This is a genomic window from Janthinobacterium sp. SUN100 (assembly GCF_030397705.1).
GTDB lineage: Bacteria > Pseudomonadota > Gammaproteobacteria > Burkholderiales > Burkholderiaceae_D > Janthinobacterium > Janthinobacterium kumbetense.
The window spans coordinates 513929-529346 of record NZ_JAPUBU010000004.1; the positions used below are offsets into that span (position 1 = coordinate 513929).

At 63.7% G+C, this 15418-nt stretch carries 15 protein-coding genes and 1 pseudogene; 5 read left to right on the forward strand and 11 right to left on the reverse strand.

Features of this window, described 5'->3' with window-relative positions:
- The first annotated feature begins 85 nt into the window (after positions 1-85).
- Entirely contained in the window at positions 86-835 is a 750-nt protein-coding gene (locus O0881_RS22380) for a TorF family putative porin (protein WP_289913133.1), read from the forward strand.
- A 54-nt stretch (positions 836-889) separates the two neighbouring features.
- Here O0881_RS22380 and O0881_RS22385 read toward each other — a convergent pair whose 3' ends face one another.
- From O0881_RS22385 to O0881_RS22395, 3 genes are read right to left on the reverse strand one after another with little or no spacing between them, the layout of a single operon-like run.
- Entirely contained in the window at positions 890-1399 is a 510-nt protein-coding gene (locus O0881_RS22385; RefSeq protein ID WP_289913134.1) for a cobyrinic acid ac-diamide synthase, read from the reverse strand.
- Positions 1400-1409: 10 nt separating this feature from the next.
- On the reverse strand, positions 1410-2447 hold the full coding sequence (gene dapA / locus O0881_RS22390) for a 4-hydroxy-tetrahydrodipicolinate synthase (RefSeq protein WP_289913135.1): 1038 nt from the start codon (positions 2445-2447) through the stop codon (positions 1410-1412).
- Entirely contained in the window at positions 2444-2743 is a 300-nt protein-coding gene (locus O0881_RS22395) for a hypothetical protein (RefSeq protein ID WP_251350252.1), read from the reverse strand. Before O0881_RS22395 ends, dapA begins: the two co-directional genes overlap by 4 nt.
- A 218-nt stretch (positions 2744-2961) precedes the next feature.
- On the opposite strand from O0881_RS22395, the gene O0881_RS22400 reads away from it, so the two are divergent.
- Positions 2962-3966 (forward strand): type 1 glutamine amidotransferase, encoded by a 1005-nt coding sequence (locus tag O0881_RS22400; RefSeq protein ID WP_289913137.1) that lies wholly within the window; start codon positions 2962-2964, stop codon positions 3964-3966.
- On the forward strand, positions 3963-5042 hold the full coding sequence (locus O0881_RS22405) for an alginate lyase family protein (RefSeq protein WP_289913140.1): 1080 nt from the start codon (positions 3963-3965) through the stop codon (positions 5040-5042). The genes O0881_RS22400 and O0881_RS22405 overlap by 4 nt, the downstream gene beginning before the upstream one ends.
- On the opposite strand, the gene O0881_RS22410 is transcribed toward O0881_RS22405, so the two are convergent.
- From O0881_RS22410 to O0881_RS22445, 8 genes and pseudogenes are all read right to left on the reverse strand, one after another.
- Entirely contained in the window at positions 5043-7514 is a 2472-nt protein-coding gene (locus tag O0881_RS22410) for a TonB-dependent receptor (protein ID WP_289913142.1), read from the reverse strand.
- Positions 7515-7609: 95 nt separating this feature from the next.
- The gene (locus O0881_RS22415) at positions 7610-8389 is read right to left on the reverse strand and encodes a FecR domain-containing protein (RefSeq protein ID WP_354670223.1); all 780 of its coding nucleotides are present in this window, start codon (positions 8387-8389) and stop codon (positions 7610-7612) included.
- A 54-nt stretch (positions 8390-8443) separates the two neighbouring features.
- Positions 8444-8926 (reverse strand): annotated as a pseudogene (locus O0881_RS22420) (sigma-70 family RNA polymerase sigma factor); the annotation flags it as partial.
- Positions 8927-9134: 208 nt separating this feature from the next.
- Positions 9135-10265 carry a YbdK family carboxylate-amine ligase gene (locus O0881_RS22425; RefSeq protein WP_289913144.1) on the reverse strand — a complete coding sequence of 377 codons (1131 nt, stop codon included), beginning with the start codon at positions 10263-10265 and terminating at the stop codon, positions 9135-9137.
- The gene (locus tag O0881_RS22430) at positions 10266-11453 is read right to left on the reverse strand and encodes a cation:proton antiporter (protein WP_034780723.1); all 1188 of its coding nucleotides are present in this window, start codon (positions 11451-11453) and stop codon (positions 10266-10268) included.
- 312 nt (positions 11454-11765) lie between these two features.
- Positions 11766-12935 carry a hypothetical protein gene (locus O0881_RS22435; RefSeq protein ID WP_289900275.1) on the reverse strand — a complete coding sequence of 390 codons (1170 nt, stop codon included), beginning with the start codon at positions 12933-12935 and terminating at the stop codon, positions 11766-11768.
- On the reverse strand, positions 12929-13579 hold the full coding sequence (locus tag O0881_RS22440) for a GNAT family protein (RefSeq protein ID WP_289913148.1): 651 nt from the start codon (positions 13577-13579) through the stop codon (positions 12929-12931). Before O0881_RS22440 ends, O0881_RS22435 begins: the two co-directional genes overlap by 7 nt.
- Positions 13580-13588: 9 nt before the next feature.
- Positions 13589-14458: a MoxR family ATPase gene (locus O0881_RS22445; protein ID WP_034780284.1), complete on the reverse strand. Its 870-nt coding sequence runs from the start codon at positions 14456-14458 to the stop codon at positions 13589-13591.
- Positions 14459-14691: 233 nt separating this feature from the next.
- Between O0881_RS22445 and O0881_RS22450 the strand changes: the two genes are divergently transcribed.
- Positions 14692-15021 (forward strand): cytochrome c, encoded by a 330-nt coding sequence (locus O0881_RS22450; protein ID WP_092796428.1) that lies wholly within the window; start codon positions 14692-14694, stop codon positions 15019-15021.
- Positions 15022-15035: 14 nt separating this feature from the next.
- Entirely contained in the window at positions 15036-15377 is a 342-nt protein-coding gene (locus O0881_RS22455) for a cytochrome c (protein ID WP_071075485.1), read from the forward strand.
- The last annotated feature ends 41 nt before the right edge of the window (positions 15378-15418 follow it).

Consider the following 15418-nt stretch of genomic DNA (forward strand, 5'->3'; position numbering starts at 1 on the left):
GACGCTTTACCCATTTTTTTTGCAGCGGCGGGCCAGCTGCGCCATGTTGGCAAAGGCCCATACCACCCATGAAGAAGAAAAAACCATGAATAAAATGTTACTTGCACTTGCCGTCGCCACCGCCTTTACAGGCAGCCTGGCCCACGCGGAAGAGGCCAAGCCCGACAATGAAGTCAGTTTCAATGTGGCCGGCGTGTCCGACTATCGCTACCGCGGCATCTCGCAGACGCGTTTGAAACCGGCGCTGCAGGGCGGCGTCGACTATGTCAACAACCCGACGGGCCTGTACGCGGGCGCCTGGGCCTCCACCATCAAGTGGACCAAGGACGCGGGCGGCAGCGGCGACGTGGAAGTGGACCTGTATGCGGGCAAGCGCGGCCAGCTGACCGGTGATGTCGGCTATGACGTGGGCGTGCTCGCTTACGTGTACGCAGATAACGGCTTGAAGCACGTCGCCGGCCTGGCCGATGCGGACACGCAGGAAGTCTATGGCCAGCTGTCGTATGGTCCCGCCTACGTCAAGTATTCGCACGCCGTCTCGAACCTGTTCGGCATCGTCAACAGCAAGAATAGCGGCTACCTGGATATCGGCGCGACTATCGACCTGACGAACGGCTGGAGCGGCAACCTGCATGCGGGCCACCAGAAGGTCAGGAACAACGACGCGTCGAGCTATACGGACTGGAAAGTGGGCGTCACGCGCGACTTCGGCTTTGTTTCGGGCGCGCTGGCCGTGATCGGCACGAACGCGGGCAAGTCGGCCTATGCCTCGCCCGTGAATGGCAAATTCATGGGCAAGACGGCGCTGCAGCTGACGGTCAGCAAGACGTTTTAATGGACTGAGTTGACTGAAAGGAGAGGCGGCGCATGCGCCGCCTTTTTTGCATACTTACGCTGGCAGGTTGAAAACGGCGCAGTACAGCTGCCCCAGTCCCACCACGCGGGCGGCCGGGATCTGCGCGGCCAGGGCATGGGCGGGAGCCGCTTGCGTGTCCGTTGCCAGCAAGACGCGCAAGCCCGGATTGACGCTGCGCGCGTGCGCGATGCGGCTCGCCAGGCCCGCCTGCGCGGCGCCATCGACGACACCGTCGAGCGGCACCACCAGCACGCGCGCGGCGATCAGGGCCGAACGGCTGCCCATGGAGTCGCGGCCTTCGCTGTCGATGACGATGTCGTGGTAGCAGTGCACCAGGTGCTCGAGCTCCGGCTGCAAGCCCTTGGCGCTGATGGCGCGCGCCATCAGGCGCGGCCGCGTCAGGCTGCCGTGCATGGCGCCGTCGTGCAGGTTCCTGGCTTGCGCCATGGCGCCCTGGCGCGGATCGGCATCGAGCAGCAATACCTTGCGTCCGGCCAGCGCGCGCGAGGCGGCCAGCCGTCCGGCCAGGATGGATTTCTCCATGCCCCCGCGTTCATCCGTGATGGCGATGATCATCTTGGCGCACGGCTGGCATGATGTTGGCGTGGGAAACCAGCTGCAGCAGACAGCCTTCGCGCGGCGCATCCCTGTCGCTGGCGGTCCATGCGGGCAGTTCCATCAGGGGTTCGAGCGCCGCGGCCAGGGCGGCCTGGCCGGCGGCGGACATGGGCGTCATCGGCAGGCGCAACGCGTCGCGCACCTTGCCTTGCATGGCCAGTGCGGCTTTGACGGGAGCGGGATTCGGTTCGGCAAATAGCAGGCGGATGACGGGCAGCATGATTTTGAACAGGGCGCCGGCGGCGCCGTGGCGGCCCTGCTTGACCAGATGATATAGCTGCGCATACAGATCGGGACGGACCTGGGCGGCGGCCGACATGGCGCCGTGGCCGCCCATGGACAGGCTGGCCAGCAGCAGCGCATCGTCGCCGCACAGGACGTCCAGGCGCGTGTCGAGCAGCAGTTCGCCCAGCTGCTGCAGCTTGCCGCCCGCTTCCTTGATGGCGACGAAGTGCGAGTCGCGCGCCAGCAGCACGGCCGTCTGCGGTTCGATGTTGACGCCCGTGCGCGCCGGCACGTTGTACAGCACGATGGATTGGTCGGTGGCGGCGGCGATGGCCTGGAAGTGGCGCACGATGCCGTCCTGCGACGGGCGCACGTACGCGGGCGCGGAGACCAGCAGGCCGGCCAGCGGATGGTCGTTGTAGCGCTGCACGGCGGAGACGACGGTGCGCGTATCGCTGCCGCCGATCCCCATCACGACGGGGAAGCGGGGGCCGACGGCTTCGAGCACGCTGTCGAGCAGCATGGTCTGTTCCGCAGCGCTCAGCATGGCCGCTTCGCCCGTGGTGCCGCATACCACCAGGCCATCGATGCCGCTGGCGGCCAGTTCGCACGCCAGTTGCTGGGCGGCGTCGAAGTCGATTTCGCCATCGCCATCACGGAATGGCGTGACCATCGGCACCCAGATGCCCTGGAAGTGCGCGGTGATGCGCGAGGAGGACATCGCCTGTTCGCAGGCATATTGGTTCATAGCGATTTCCCCTGGCTGATGCGGCCAAATTCCGCCGCCGGCAGCAGGCGCATGACGGCATCCATGGTCAGGCGCAGGGCCGGTTCCGTCACGCACAGCCAGACTTTCATGCGTTCGGCGTGGTCGACCGCCTCGACGCGCATAAATGACAGCATGCCGCCGCAGGTCCGCACGACTAGCTGGCGCAGCTCGGCCAGGCAGGCTTTGTCGACCGTGATATGCATGAGAAAGGTGGGCAGGCGGGGATGGCGGTGGGGCAGGGCTTGATGCGTTTGCTGGCGTGAATGGGGTTCCATGGTGGCTTTGCAGCGGTGGTTGAGGTACGTTCAAGATTAGCAGCGGGGGCGTAAAGATTCTCTAAAAAGCGGGGCCGCCAGCGTAAACGGGCTGTATGCATCGGGTGTGGACGTGTTGCGTGGATGCCCCGTGCGTGGGCTTTTGTTACAAAATTGAATCGTGCTTTCCGGGGCAGGGGTTTATATTGAAAACGTCTCCGCTTTCAGTCAGCCCCGCCATGTCAGACGAAAAAGATCCCCAGCTTCCCCCTTCCACCGATCCCGCGGCGTCAGCGCCAGCTTCGGCGCGGCCCGACCGGGTAGGCAGGGCGCCCGATGATGAGCACCGCGCGCGCGATGCAGCACCCCGCTACCTGAAGGACAACGACACGCCGCTGGCGCTGGCATGGCGGGTGATCTCGTCGCGCTACCGCTCCATGCGCGACAAGGCCAGCCGCGATTTCATGCGGCGTACTTTGCGCATCGGTATCTCTGCGCGCATTTTTCACCCCGAACCGGGCGCCACTGGCCTGCGCAGCAAGAACCTGCAATACCTGGAAGAGTCGATCGCCCAGTGGGTCATGTCGCGCGACGTGCTGGTGTTCATGATCCCGACCGTCAATACCAGCGGCCAGCTCCACCCGAGCAACATCACCTTGCGCCACTATGCGCGCCACCTGGACGGCCTGGTGCTGCAGGGCGGCGCCGACGTTTCGCCGCAGACGTATTCGGAGGCGGCCACGCGGCCCGAATGGAGCGGCGACCGCGCGCGCGACCTGTACGAACTGGAACTGCTGCACGAATTCGTCGATGCGGGCAAGCCCGTGCTGGGCATCTGCCGCGGCTGCCAACTGATCAATGTGGGCTTTGGCGGCACCCTGTACCAGGACATCGCCTCGGATGTGGAAGGCGCCACCTCGCACGTCAACGACCTGTATGACCGCCACCGCCACAGCATCGTCTTCCCGAAAGGCTCGTCGCTGGCGGGGTTGTTCCCGAAGACGGGCGAGGCGCTCGTCAATTCCATCCACCATCAGTCGGTCAAGGACCTGGGGCGCGACATCACGGTGGAAGCGTATTCGCAAGGGGACAATATCGTCGAAGCCATCCGCTACCAGCGGGCGCGCTTCGTCATGGGCCTGCAGTGGCACCCGGAATTCCATTCGGCGGGCGGCGTCGAACTGCTCGATTGCACACCCATCCTCGATAACTTTTTGCGCGCGGCGCGGGAGACGCGGTTTTGAGTACGCACCTGATGCGCCGGCGCATTGTGCTGGCCGGCCTGCTGGCGCTGCCCCTGGCTGGCTTGCGCGCGGCGCCGCGTCCGCATGAAGGCGCGCTGCCGTTTGCGCTGACGTCCGCCGCGCGCGCCCGCACGCTCAAGGCGCGGGTGGTGCCGGCCATTGCGGAACAGGTGGTCAAGGCGGCGCGCAAGGATGCGGCGCGCCCCGTGCACCTGATGGCCGAAGTGCGCACGGGCGGCTTGCTGAAGGGCGAGGGCGGACGCGAGACCAGCCAGCAGGCGCAGGAAGACTGGCGCCAGGCGCGCCTGCAGGCGCTGGCCTGGAGACTATCGGGCGAGATGGCGCATTTCGAGGCGGCGCGCCAGCTGCTGCTGGCCTGGAGCGGCGCCTACCAGCCGTCGTTCAGCCCCGTCGACGAGACGGAGCTGGCCAGCTTCCTGATGGGCTTTGACCTGGTGCAGGAACGCTTGAACGGCGTCGAGCGCGAACAGGTGCAGGCGTTTTGCCGCACCCTGGCGCACGGATATCTGAGTGACCCCATCAAGGTGGGCGGCCCGTCCACGGCGCGCAACAACTGGCATAGCCACCGCATCAAGATCGGCACGGCCGCCGCGTATGTCACGGGCGACGCCTTGCTGATCGCGCGGGCGAAGGAACGCTTCCTGGCGCATGTGCCGCGCAATATCGGCGTCGGCGGCGTACCCTTCGACTTCGAGCAGCGCGATGCCCTGCATTACACCACCTACAGCCTGGAGCCGTTGCTGACGACCGCCCTGATGGCGCAGGCGCATGGCGACGACTGGTATGGCGCGCCGGAAGCGCGGCGCCTGGCCGAGGCGCTGGCCTGGCTGGCGCCGTACGCGCAGGGGAGAAAGACGCACGAGGAGTTCGCCAAGAGCGCCGTGCCCTTCGACCGCAAGCGCGTGGCGGCCGGCGAAAAAGGCTTTACGGGGAATTGGGAGCCGAAGGGCGCCGCCAATGTGTATCTGCTGGCGGCGCGCTTCGATCCCGCTTACCTGCCGCTGGCGCTGGAATTGCACCCGCCAGCCTGGGCGCTGGCGCTGTATGGGAGCTGATTAAAACTTCGTGCGCACGGTGAACATCACATTGCGCGGTTCGCCGTAAAAGCCCGTCTGGAACAGGCCGAGGCCCGTGAAGTATTTCTTGTCCAGCAGGTTGTTCACATTGACGCTGGCCGTGACGTTCCTGCTGATTTCGTAGCGCGCCATCAGGTTGAGCAGCGCGTAGCCGCCCTGCTTGATGCGTGAATTGTCCTCGATGGCGGGGTTCCAGATATTGCCGTCGTAGCTGCTTTGCCAGTTGATGCCGCCACCGACGGTCAGCTTGTCCAGGCTGGCCGGCAGGCGCCACGTGCCTTGCACGCGCACCAGGTGGGCAGGCTGCGTCGTTTTCAACATGGTAGAAAAGACATCCTTGCCATCCGCATCGCGCACGTGGGTGTAGGTGTAGCCGGCGCTCAGCCTCACATCCTTGGCCACTTCGCCCGTCACTTCCATTTCCACGCCACGACTGGTGACGCCGTCGATGGCTTTATACATTATCTCACCGTTGACTTCGCCCACAGGGCTGGCCACGTTGCTTTGACGGATCTGGAACAGGGACGCGCTGGCATTGACCTTGCCATCGAGGTACTCTGCCTTCACACCCGCTTCCACACCCTTGCCGCGCACGGGCGACAGGAAGTTGCGGTTGATGTCGCGGCTGCTTTGCGGCGCGAAGATGCTCGTGTAGCTGCCGAACACGGAATACGTCTTGTCGAGGTCATACACGACGCCCGCATACGGCGTGATGACCTTGTTTTCCTCGATGCGCGAGGTGATGCGCGCGGTGCCGGCGTCGAAGAAAGTGCGGTCCTGCTCCTGCTTGTAATCGCTGACGCGTGCGCCGAGAATCACCGACAGCGCGTCAAGCGGATGCAGGCGCACGGCGCCATACAGGCCGCTCTGGCGCGTGCTATCGTTGTCGTTGCCCAAGCGCTTGAACGCCAGTTCCGCGTACTGGCCGCGCCAGTCGAAATAACTGCCTTCGACGGGCGGGTAGACCGAATCATAGACGGGACCATCCTGCTTCGCCGTCGAACTGGAATAACCGATCATCGCTTCATGCTGGCGGCCAAACGCGGTAAACGGGCCGCTGGCGTCGACGTTGACGGTGGTCTGGCGGCGGTCGCCCTTGTATTTGCCCATGAAGAAAAACGCGCCTGCGCCCGTGGCGGGGTCGGGATTGCCGCCGCTGGCCGAACCGAGCACGCTGTCATGCTTGCTGCGCAACTGATTGGCGCTCAATTTCACTTTCCACGCGTTGGCGAAGCTGTGTTCCAGCGACGTAAATAGGGTGGTGTTCTGCATGTCGCGGCGGCTCCAGTCCGTGGCCGGGTTCCACGAGGTGGGGAAATCCGTGCGGGTGCCGTCGGACAGCAGGACGGGGAAACCGGTCCAGGTCGACCCGCGCGGCTTGTAATCCTGGTGCGTGAAGCCGGTCGTGAGCAGGGTGACGGGTGTCAGGTCCGCCTCGATGATGCCGTAGGCGACGGATTTCTGCTGCGTGTAGCGATCCAGGTAGGAGTGCTTGTCCTGGTAGGCGCCCACCAGGCGGCCGCGCACCGTGCGGCTGGCATTGAGCGGGCCGGAGACATCGGCTTCACCGCGGTAGTTGTCCCACGATCCCGCGCCCAGGGTCGCCGAACCCTCAAAGCTGGCGGTGGGGCGCTTGCGCACCATGTTGACGGTGGCCGACGGGTCGCCCGAACCGCTCATCAGGCCCGTCGCGCCTTTCAGCACTTCGATGCGGTCATAGATGGCCATGTCGCTGTTCGTCGTGCCCCAGTCGTAAACGCCGTCATAGATGGCCGACACGCCGTCGTACTGGAAATTGGTGACGGCAAAGCCGCGCGCCTGGAAGCTCCAGCGGTCGCTGTCGTAGTTTTGCACACTCACGCCATTGACGTTCTTCATGACGTCGGAGACGGCGTTGCTGTTCTGGTCATCCATCTGCTGGCGCGTGACGATGGTCAGCGACTGCGGCGTTTCGCGTTGCGTCAACGCCAGTCCCGTGGCGCCGCTGGCGGGGCCGCCCGTATAGCTGTCCGTGCCGCTGGTGGCGGCGCTGCGCTCGGCGGCCGCCACAACGGTGACGCCGCCCATGACGGCCACGCCGCGGCTATCCGCAGTGGAAGCGTTCGCGCTGGTGGCGATCTTTTGCAGCAGGTAGCTGCCGTTCGATTGCGGCACGGCTTGCAGGCCGCTGCCAGCCAGCAGCACGCGGAAACCATCGTGCACGCCATAGCTGCCTTGCAGGCCGGCGCTGCGCAAGCCTTGCGTGGCGTCGCTGGAGAACGACAATAAAATGGCGCTGTCGCTGCCGAAGCGCGTCAGCGCATCGCCCAGCGCGCCGGCGGGGATACTGTAGACGCGCACTTGCTGGCTTTGTGCCTGGGCCAGCGCCGGCAGGGTGAGAGCCATGCCGATCTGCGACAGGGCGCAGGCCAGGACGGTGCGGGTAAGGAGGGAACGCGAAGCGTGGTACATGGAATAAAACCTTTCGTGGATGCGCAAGATGGAGACTACCTATCTTCCAAGTCACGCGAGCACGCCGAAACAGCTCACTTTGCAGAAAATTTAATTCAGCGGGCCACCAGTTCGATCCTGACGACTTGCTGACCCCAGAAGCGCGTGACGGTATTGCGCCGCAATTGCAGGCTGGCGCTGACGGCGTCGAGGATGGCGCCGACATTGGCCAGCGGGTAGGAACCGGAGACGCGCAGGTCGGCGATGCCGGGCGCGCAGGCCAGCGGATGCTCGCTGTAGCGCGCCAGCTCGGCGAGGAAATCGGCCAGGCGCATGTCGCGCGCCACCAGCATGCCGTCGAGCCAGGCGCCGCCATATGGCGCCAGCGCCTGGCGATGATGGCTGTTGCTGTCGAAATGGGCACCTTCGCCGGGATGCAGCACCAGACGCTGGGCGCCGTCGCTGGCCAGCACGGCGACGGCCCCTTCGAGCACGCCGGCGCTGGCATAGTCATCGTGCAGGCGCACGGTGAAGCGCGTGCCCAGTGCCTGCAGGCTGCCATGCGGCGTGGCGACGAAGAAGGGGCGCCGCGCTGCATCTATGCCGGTGGCGATGGAGATTTCGCCGGCCAGCAGTTCGATGCTGCGCCGCTCGCCGTCGTAAGCGATGTTCACGGCGCTGCCGGTGTTGAGCGTGAGTTGGGTGCCGTCATCGAGGGTCGCCATGCGGCGCTGGTTGACTGCCGTGCGGTAATCGGCCATCCAGCCGCGCCATGGGCTGCGGCGCTCAAACGCATACAGCGAGGCGCCGCAGGCCAGCAGCAGGGCCAGGGTCTTGACGGCATGGCGGCGCGGCGCATTCGCTTGCACGCAGGCGCGCAGTAGGGAAGCGTGCATGGCGGGCGGCAGGTGTTCATGCTGCGTTTGCAACTGCTGCCACGCCTGCGTGGCGCTGCCGGCGCGCTGCAGGTGGCGTTTCACCGTGGCCAGCGAGATGCCGAGCTGGCGCGCGATGTCTTCCTGCGGCAGCTCGTCGAGCTGGCGCAGTAAAAAAGCCCGTTTCACGGGAGGCAGCAAGCCGTCGAGCATGCGGTCCAGTTCAAACACGGTTGCCAGCAGCAGTGCCCGTTCCTCGGGCGATGGCGCATGCCGGGGCGGCAGTTGCGCCAGTACGTCGAGGTAAGCCTGTTCGAGTTTCTGACGGCGGTAATGGTTGAACAGCACGCGCTGCGCGACGATGGCGAGAAAGGCGCGCGGCTCGCGCGCGGCGATGGCGTCTTCGCGGTCGAGCAGGCGCATGAATGTGTCGTGCGCCACATCGGCCGCGCAGGCGGTGCTGCCCAACTTCTTGCGCAGCCAGCCTTGCAGCCAGCCGTGGTGGTCGGCATACAGTGTCGCGATGTCCTGGCGTTGTAGCGGCTCTGCCAGCGGCATCGCATTCCCCTTGCATGGCCGGCCCGGGTGGGCTGGTGTTTTTAAACAATAATAAGAATCATTCTCACTTATTGTAACAAGCGGTGGTGGCGGCTGTAAACGATGGGGAGATGGGGTGTGGTTTTTTTGGGTTTGACGTTGTTGAATGCTGGGGGCTGACCCGGCAGGTCAGACCCCATGGACGCGACGTTGGCTGGACCGGACAGCGTCAATAGTTCATCGGTTCACCGCGAAAACATCTGATCGCCGAATCGACCATGCCCTCGGCACTGCCCTGCAAGCTGTGCTGCTTGCGCAGGTATTGCGCGTCGCTCCATTGCTTGGCCACGTCCGACAGGTGTTTCAGGGCTGGCGTGCCGCCCAGCGCCTCGGCGTGCGGTTCCATCTTGCGCAGGGTGGTCATGATGTCTTCGCGCAGTGACATCGTTTCGTAGGTTTTCGGATGCGTGATGGCGCCATCGAGGCCGAAGCGGCAAGCCTGGAAGCGGTTGTAGTTATATACGAGATAATCGTCTTCCACCGGCGGGGTTTCGCGGCGTTCGAGCAGGTAACGGCACAGCGCTTGCAGGTAGGCGGCCAGCGCGGCGGCCCGTTCCACCGTCAGCGGCGTGTCGCACACGCGCAGTTCGATGGTGCCGAATTCCGGCTTGGGACGGATATCCCAGTAAAAATCCTTCATGCTCTTGATGATGCCCGTGTTCTCCATCTTGGCGAAATACTCGTTGGAGAACTGGTCCCAGCTCAGCGTAAACGGCGCGCGCCCGCTCATGGGAAACGCGAACACGGAATTGAGGCGGGCCGAATCGAACAGGGTGTCGCGTCCCTGCACGTAGGGCGAGGACGCCGACAGGGCGATGAAGTGGGGGATGTAGCGGTTCAGCGAATGCAGCAGGAACATGGCGTCGTCGCCCGAGGCGCAGCCGATGTGCACGTGCTGGCCGAAGATGGTGAATTGCTTGGCCAGGTAGCCGTACAGTTCCGAAATCTCCTGGAAGCGGGGCTTGGAAAAGATCTTTTGCGACGACCATTGCTGGAACGGGTGCGTGCCGCCGCCCGCGATGCCGATATTGAGCTTGTCGCCGGCCGTGATCAAGGTGTCGCGGATTTCCTGCAGCTGCTCCAGCAGGGGGCCGTGATGCGTGTGCACGCTCGAGTTGATCTCGATCATGCTCTCGGTGATTTCCGGCGTGACGTTGCCGGGGAACGGTTTTTTGTTCAGCAGATGCAGCAGGTCGGGGCTGGCGGCCGTCAAGTCATAGTCCGACAGGTTCACCAGTTGCAGTTCGAGTTCGACGCCGAAGGTCAGCGCGGCCGATTGGCCAAAGGGTTCCAGCGGCATTTAGCGCTCCTTGATTTCGTGGGTTTCTTTGGCCAGCATCAGCACGCGCTGCACCAGCACGGGGCCGACCAGTTCCAGGCCCAGGGTGATGGCGGCCAGGGCGTTCAATTCGTCGCCGAAGTTCACGCCATGCTGGCGCGCGTGTTCCAGCAGGAGGATGATGAAGACGGAGACGGGCGTCAGCGCCACGCCCGTCAGCACGCCCTTGCGCCAGGAAATACCGCTGACATGCGAGAACGCGGCCACGCCGACGACTTTCGTCAGCAATCGCCCGCCGACGACGGCCAGGGCCAGGCCCGCGCCGGCAGCCACGCTGGCCCATTCCAGGGTCGAGGCGGCATACACGAACAGCAGCACCGTCAGCAGCTCGCCGAGCGCGCCGAAATTGCGCTGCGCCTGGCTGAAGGCGACACGGCGGTGGCGCGCCACCAGGCCGAAGGTGAGGGTGGCCAGCAACGGCGACAGGCTGGTAGTGTAGGTGAGGGCGACGAGCAGCATCACCGACAGCGCGAAGGCCACGGTGGCATCCTGCGCCATATTGCCCAGGCGGCGCAGCATGGCCGGCACGACGATGCCGAAGACGGTACCGGCGGCCACCGAGGCGGCCAGCACGGCGGCGCTGCTGCTGCTGGCTTCGATCAGGTCGGTGGAACTCTGGAACATCCAGAAGCCGACGATGATGTTGAACGTGAAGACGGCCAGCACGCAATTGAGGGCGGTGAGGTGGACGATGCGTTCCGTGACCTGGCCCGAACTGCGCTCCTCGTTGATGACGCGCATGATGGTGGCCGGCGAGGTGGACATGGCGAGTGATGCCAGCAGCAGCGCTGTCATTGAGGTGCTGCCGAATTCGATGCCGATGAAGTAGACGACGGCAAAGGTCAGCAAGGATTCGACCAGGCCCGTGACGGCGATCCACGGATTGTTCTTCAGCCAGCGCAGGTTGATGCGGTAGCCCACCTCGAACAGGATCAGGCCGAAGGCCACGTCGGCCAGCACCAGCATGGGGCCGGCGTCCGTCTGCGGCAGGATGCCCACCTGGGTTTGGGCGAGGACGAAACCGATCACGCCGTAAAAACTGATGCGCGGCAGGCCAGTCCAGCGGTGGCCGAATTCGCCCACCACCCAGGCCAGGGTGATGGCGAACGGCCAGGACAGGTCGGCGGCGATCGAGATCAGACTTTGCATGCTCATTCCTTTGAAAATGGCGCTGGCACCGGCCGGCAGCACGGGGGCTGGCGCGGCAATGTCGTGGTGCAGCGATGGTGCATGGTTTGCGCAGAGCGATGCGCCGATTCTACCGGAGCAGAAGGCGCGCACGATGTGCGCAATCGAACAGTGTCGCGGCCATGGCGGCCGCGCACAGGATGCAGCAGGTTGGGCAGGGCTGGTATCAGCGTATGGTACCCGCCCGCAGCGGAGAGGCTCCGCACGGTAGTGCCGTGTCGCAGTGTACGGCATGGCGGCCCCCTGCCGCCATGGACTTTTTGTTGCGTGCTTTTATTTACTGAGCAGACGCATGCCCCGTTCCAGCCCGTCGATCGACAGGGGGAACATGCGGTTGTTCATCAACTGCCGCATCACGCCGATCGACTGGCGGTACTGCCATAATCCCTCCGATTCGGGATTGAGCCAGATGAATTTCGGGAACGCCTGGGTAAAGCGGGCCAGCCACGTCGATCCCGCTTCCTCGTTGTTGTATTCGACGCTGCCGCCCGGTTGCAGGATTTCATAGGGGCTCATGGTGGCGTCGCCGACGAAAATCAGCTTGGTGTCCGGCGGGTATTTGCGCAGCACGTCCCAGGTGGGGAACCGTTCGGCGTTGCGGCGCCGGTTGTTCTTCCACAGGTAGTCGTAGACGCAGTTATGGAAATAAAAGAACTCCATGTTCTTGAATTCCGTCTTCGCCGCCGAAAACAGTTCCTCGGTGCGCTCGATATGGTCGTCCATGCTGCCGCCAACATCGAGCAGCATCAGCACCTTGATGCGGTTCTTGCGTTCGGGCCGCATTTTGATATCCAGATAGCCCGCGTTATTGGCCGTGGCGGCGATGGTGGCGTCCAGCGCCAGTTCATCTTCCGCGCCTTCGCGCGCGAATTTGCGCAGGCGGCGCAAGGCCACCTTGATGTTGCGCGTGCCCAGTTCGCGCTCGCCGTCGTAATCCTTGTAGCTGCGCGCTTCCCACACTTTCACGGCCGTGCGGTTGCCGCCCTTGCCGCCGATGCGGATGCCTTCCGGGTTCGTGCCGCCATTGCCGAATGGCGACGTGCCGCCCGTGCCGATCCATTTGCTGCCGCCTTCGTGGCGCTCCTTCTGTTCCTTCAGCAGCTCGTTCAGGCGGTCCATCAGCTTGTCGTAGCCGAATTTCTCCAGCTGCGCCTTCTGCTCCTCGGATAGCTCGCGCTGCATGCGTTTGAGCAGCCAGTCGAGGGGAATCGCCGCGTTCGTGTCGAAGGCCGCGTTGACGCCCTTGAAGTACTGGGCAAACGCGCGGTCGAACTTGTCGAAATGGGCTTCATCCTTGACCAGGGTTAGGCGCGCCAGATAGTAAAAATCGTCCATTGAGGCGTCGATGACGTTCTTTTGCAGCGCTTCGAGCAGGGTCAAAAATTCCTTGATCGAGACGGGAATCTTCGCATCCTTGAGCGTGAAGAAGAAATCGATCAGCATGGCGCTTCCTCTGTCCCGGCGTCGCCTGCGCGGGGCAGTGCGGCGATCGGGCGCTGCGCCAGCTTGTAGCGCAGATGGGCGGCGATTTCCGGCCATTCGCCGCGCGTGATGCTGTACATGACCGTGTCGCGCACGGTGCCGTCGCGGCGCAGCGCATGGTGGCGCAGCACGCCATCCTTTTTCGCGCCCAGGCGTTCGATGGCCGCCTGCGAGGCGTGGTTGAAATTATCGGTGCGCAGGCCCACCAGCGCGCAGCCCAGCGTGTCGAAGGCGTGCGCCAGCAGCAGCAATTTGCAGGTGGTGTTGACGTGGCTGCGCTGGCAGCGCTTCGCATACCAGGTGTAGCCGATTTCCAGGCGCCCGATGGCTGGCACCACGTCGTGGTAGCTGGTGGTGCCGAGCACCTCGCCGCTGGCCGCGTCGATGACGGCAAAGGCGAAGCGCGAAGGGCGCATTTCGATGCCCTTGAAAATGTACTGGTCCACCTGGTCCGGCTCGGGCACGGAGGTGACGCGCAGGTTCCACAGCTCGCCATCCATGGCCGCCGCGCGCAAGCCGGGCGCGTGGTGCGGCGCCAGCGCTTCGAGGCGGATGCCGTGCAGTTCCAGGGGGACGAAGACCTTGTCCGGGCTGATGTCGTTCACCGGCGCTCCTTAGCGGTTGGTGCGCGACATGAACATCAGGCGCTCGAACAGGTGCACGTCCTGCTCGTTTTTCAGCAGCGCGCCGTGCAGCGGCGGCACGACGGCCTTGTTGTCCTTGCTGCGCAGCGCGTCAAAGGGGATGTCCTCGGCCAGCAGGAGCTTGAGCCAGTCGAGGAATTCCGACGTCGACGGCTTTTTCTTCAGGCCCGGCACGTCGCGCACTTCATAGAAGGTTTGCAGCGCCTGCGCCAGCAATTCCTGTTTCAGATGCGGGTAGTGGACGGCGACGATCTGCTCCATCGTGTCCTTGTCCGGGAATTTGATGTAATGGAAGAAGCAGCGGCGCAAGAAGGCATCCGGCAATTCCTTTTCGTTGTTCGAGGTGATGATGACGAGCGGGCGATGGCGCGCCGTGACCATTTCGCGCGTCTCATACACGTAGAATTCCATGCGGTCCAGTTCGCGCAGCAAGTCGTTCGGGAATTCGATGTCGGCTTTGTCTATTTCATCGATCAAGAGCACCACCGGTTCGGGCGCCGTGAACGCCTGCCACAGCACGCCCTTGACGATGTAGTTCTGGATGTCGCGCACGCGCTCGTCGCCCAGCTGCGAGTCGCGCAGGCGCGAGACGGCGTCGTATTCGTACAGGCCCTGCTGCGCCTTGGTGGTCGATTTGATATGCCATTGCATCAGCGGCATGTTCAGCGCGGCGGCCACTTCCTCTGCCAGCATGGTCTTGCCCGTGCCCGGTTCGCCCTTGATCAGCAGCGGGCGTTGCAGGGTCAGCGCCGCATTCACGGCCAGTTTCAGGTCGGCGGTGGCGACATAGCTGTCGGAACCTTCGAAGCGTTGGCCTTGCTGGGTGTGCTGTGCTTGCATGAGCGGTCTGCCAAAGTAGGGAAATGGTGAGTATAAACAGAACTGTGGCGCACTGCCACGCGGACGGCCTGTGCCTGCCTGCCTACAATGCGGGTTTTATAGGTGGACTTGCAAGAATATCTTGGCTAGAATCGGCAAGCAGCAGATTAATTGTCAACCTTAATTGTCAACACATAAAATCAATAAAAACCAGCTCTGGCGTTTCTCCGATTACCTTTGTTCACATTGCCACTATGAAAAAAATATTTGCACTTCTCGTGCTTGCCGGCATAGCAAATGCCGTCACAGCGGCTGACATTGTAGGAAACGCCAAGGCAGCGACTGCCAAGGTGGAAATGTGTATCGGCTGCCATGGCATCCCCGGTTACAAGGCAACCTTTCCCGAAGTGTTCCAGGTGCCGATGATCGGCGGCCAGCCGGCAAAATATATCGAGAATGCGCTGCAAGCCTACAAGAAGGGCGATCGCAAGCACCCGAGCATGAAGGGCATCGCCAGCAGCCTGTCGGACCAGGATATCGCCGATGTCGCCGCGTATTATGCGCAACAAGCCAAGCCGAACTGAGGACCAGCCAGATGATGAAAACACTACTCGCCGCCCTCGTTTGCGCCACCGTCTCGTTCGGCGCCAGCGCCGCCGGCAATATCAATACGGGCAAGGCCCTGGCCGAAAAATACAGCTGCGCCACCTGCCACGGCAAGGATTACGGTTCGCCCATCGACCCGTCCTATCCGAAATTGGCGGGTCAGCACAAGGATTACCTGGAACACGCCTTGACGGCGTATAAGCGGGGCGACAAGGCCAATGGCCGCAACAACGCCATCATGACGGGCCAGGTGAAACCGCTGAGCAACCAGGACATCAAGGACCTGGCCGCCTACCTGCACAGTCTGCCGACCACCCTGGTCATTCACCGCTGAGCGGTATCGCAGGGTCTATTAGTTGTTCTGATACCTGACAA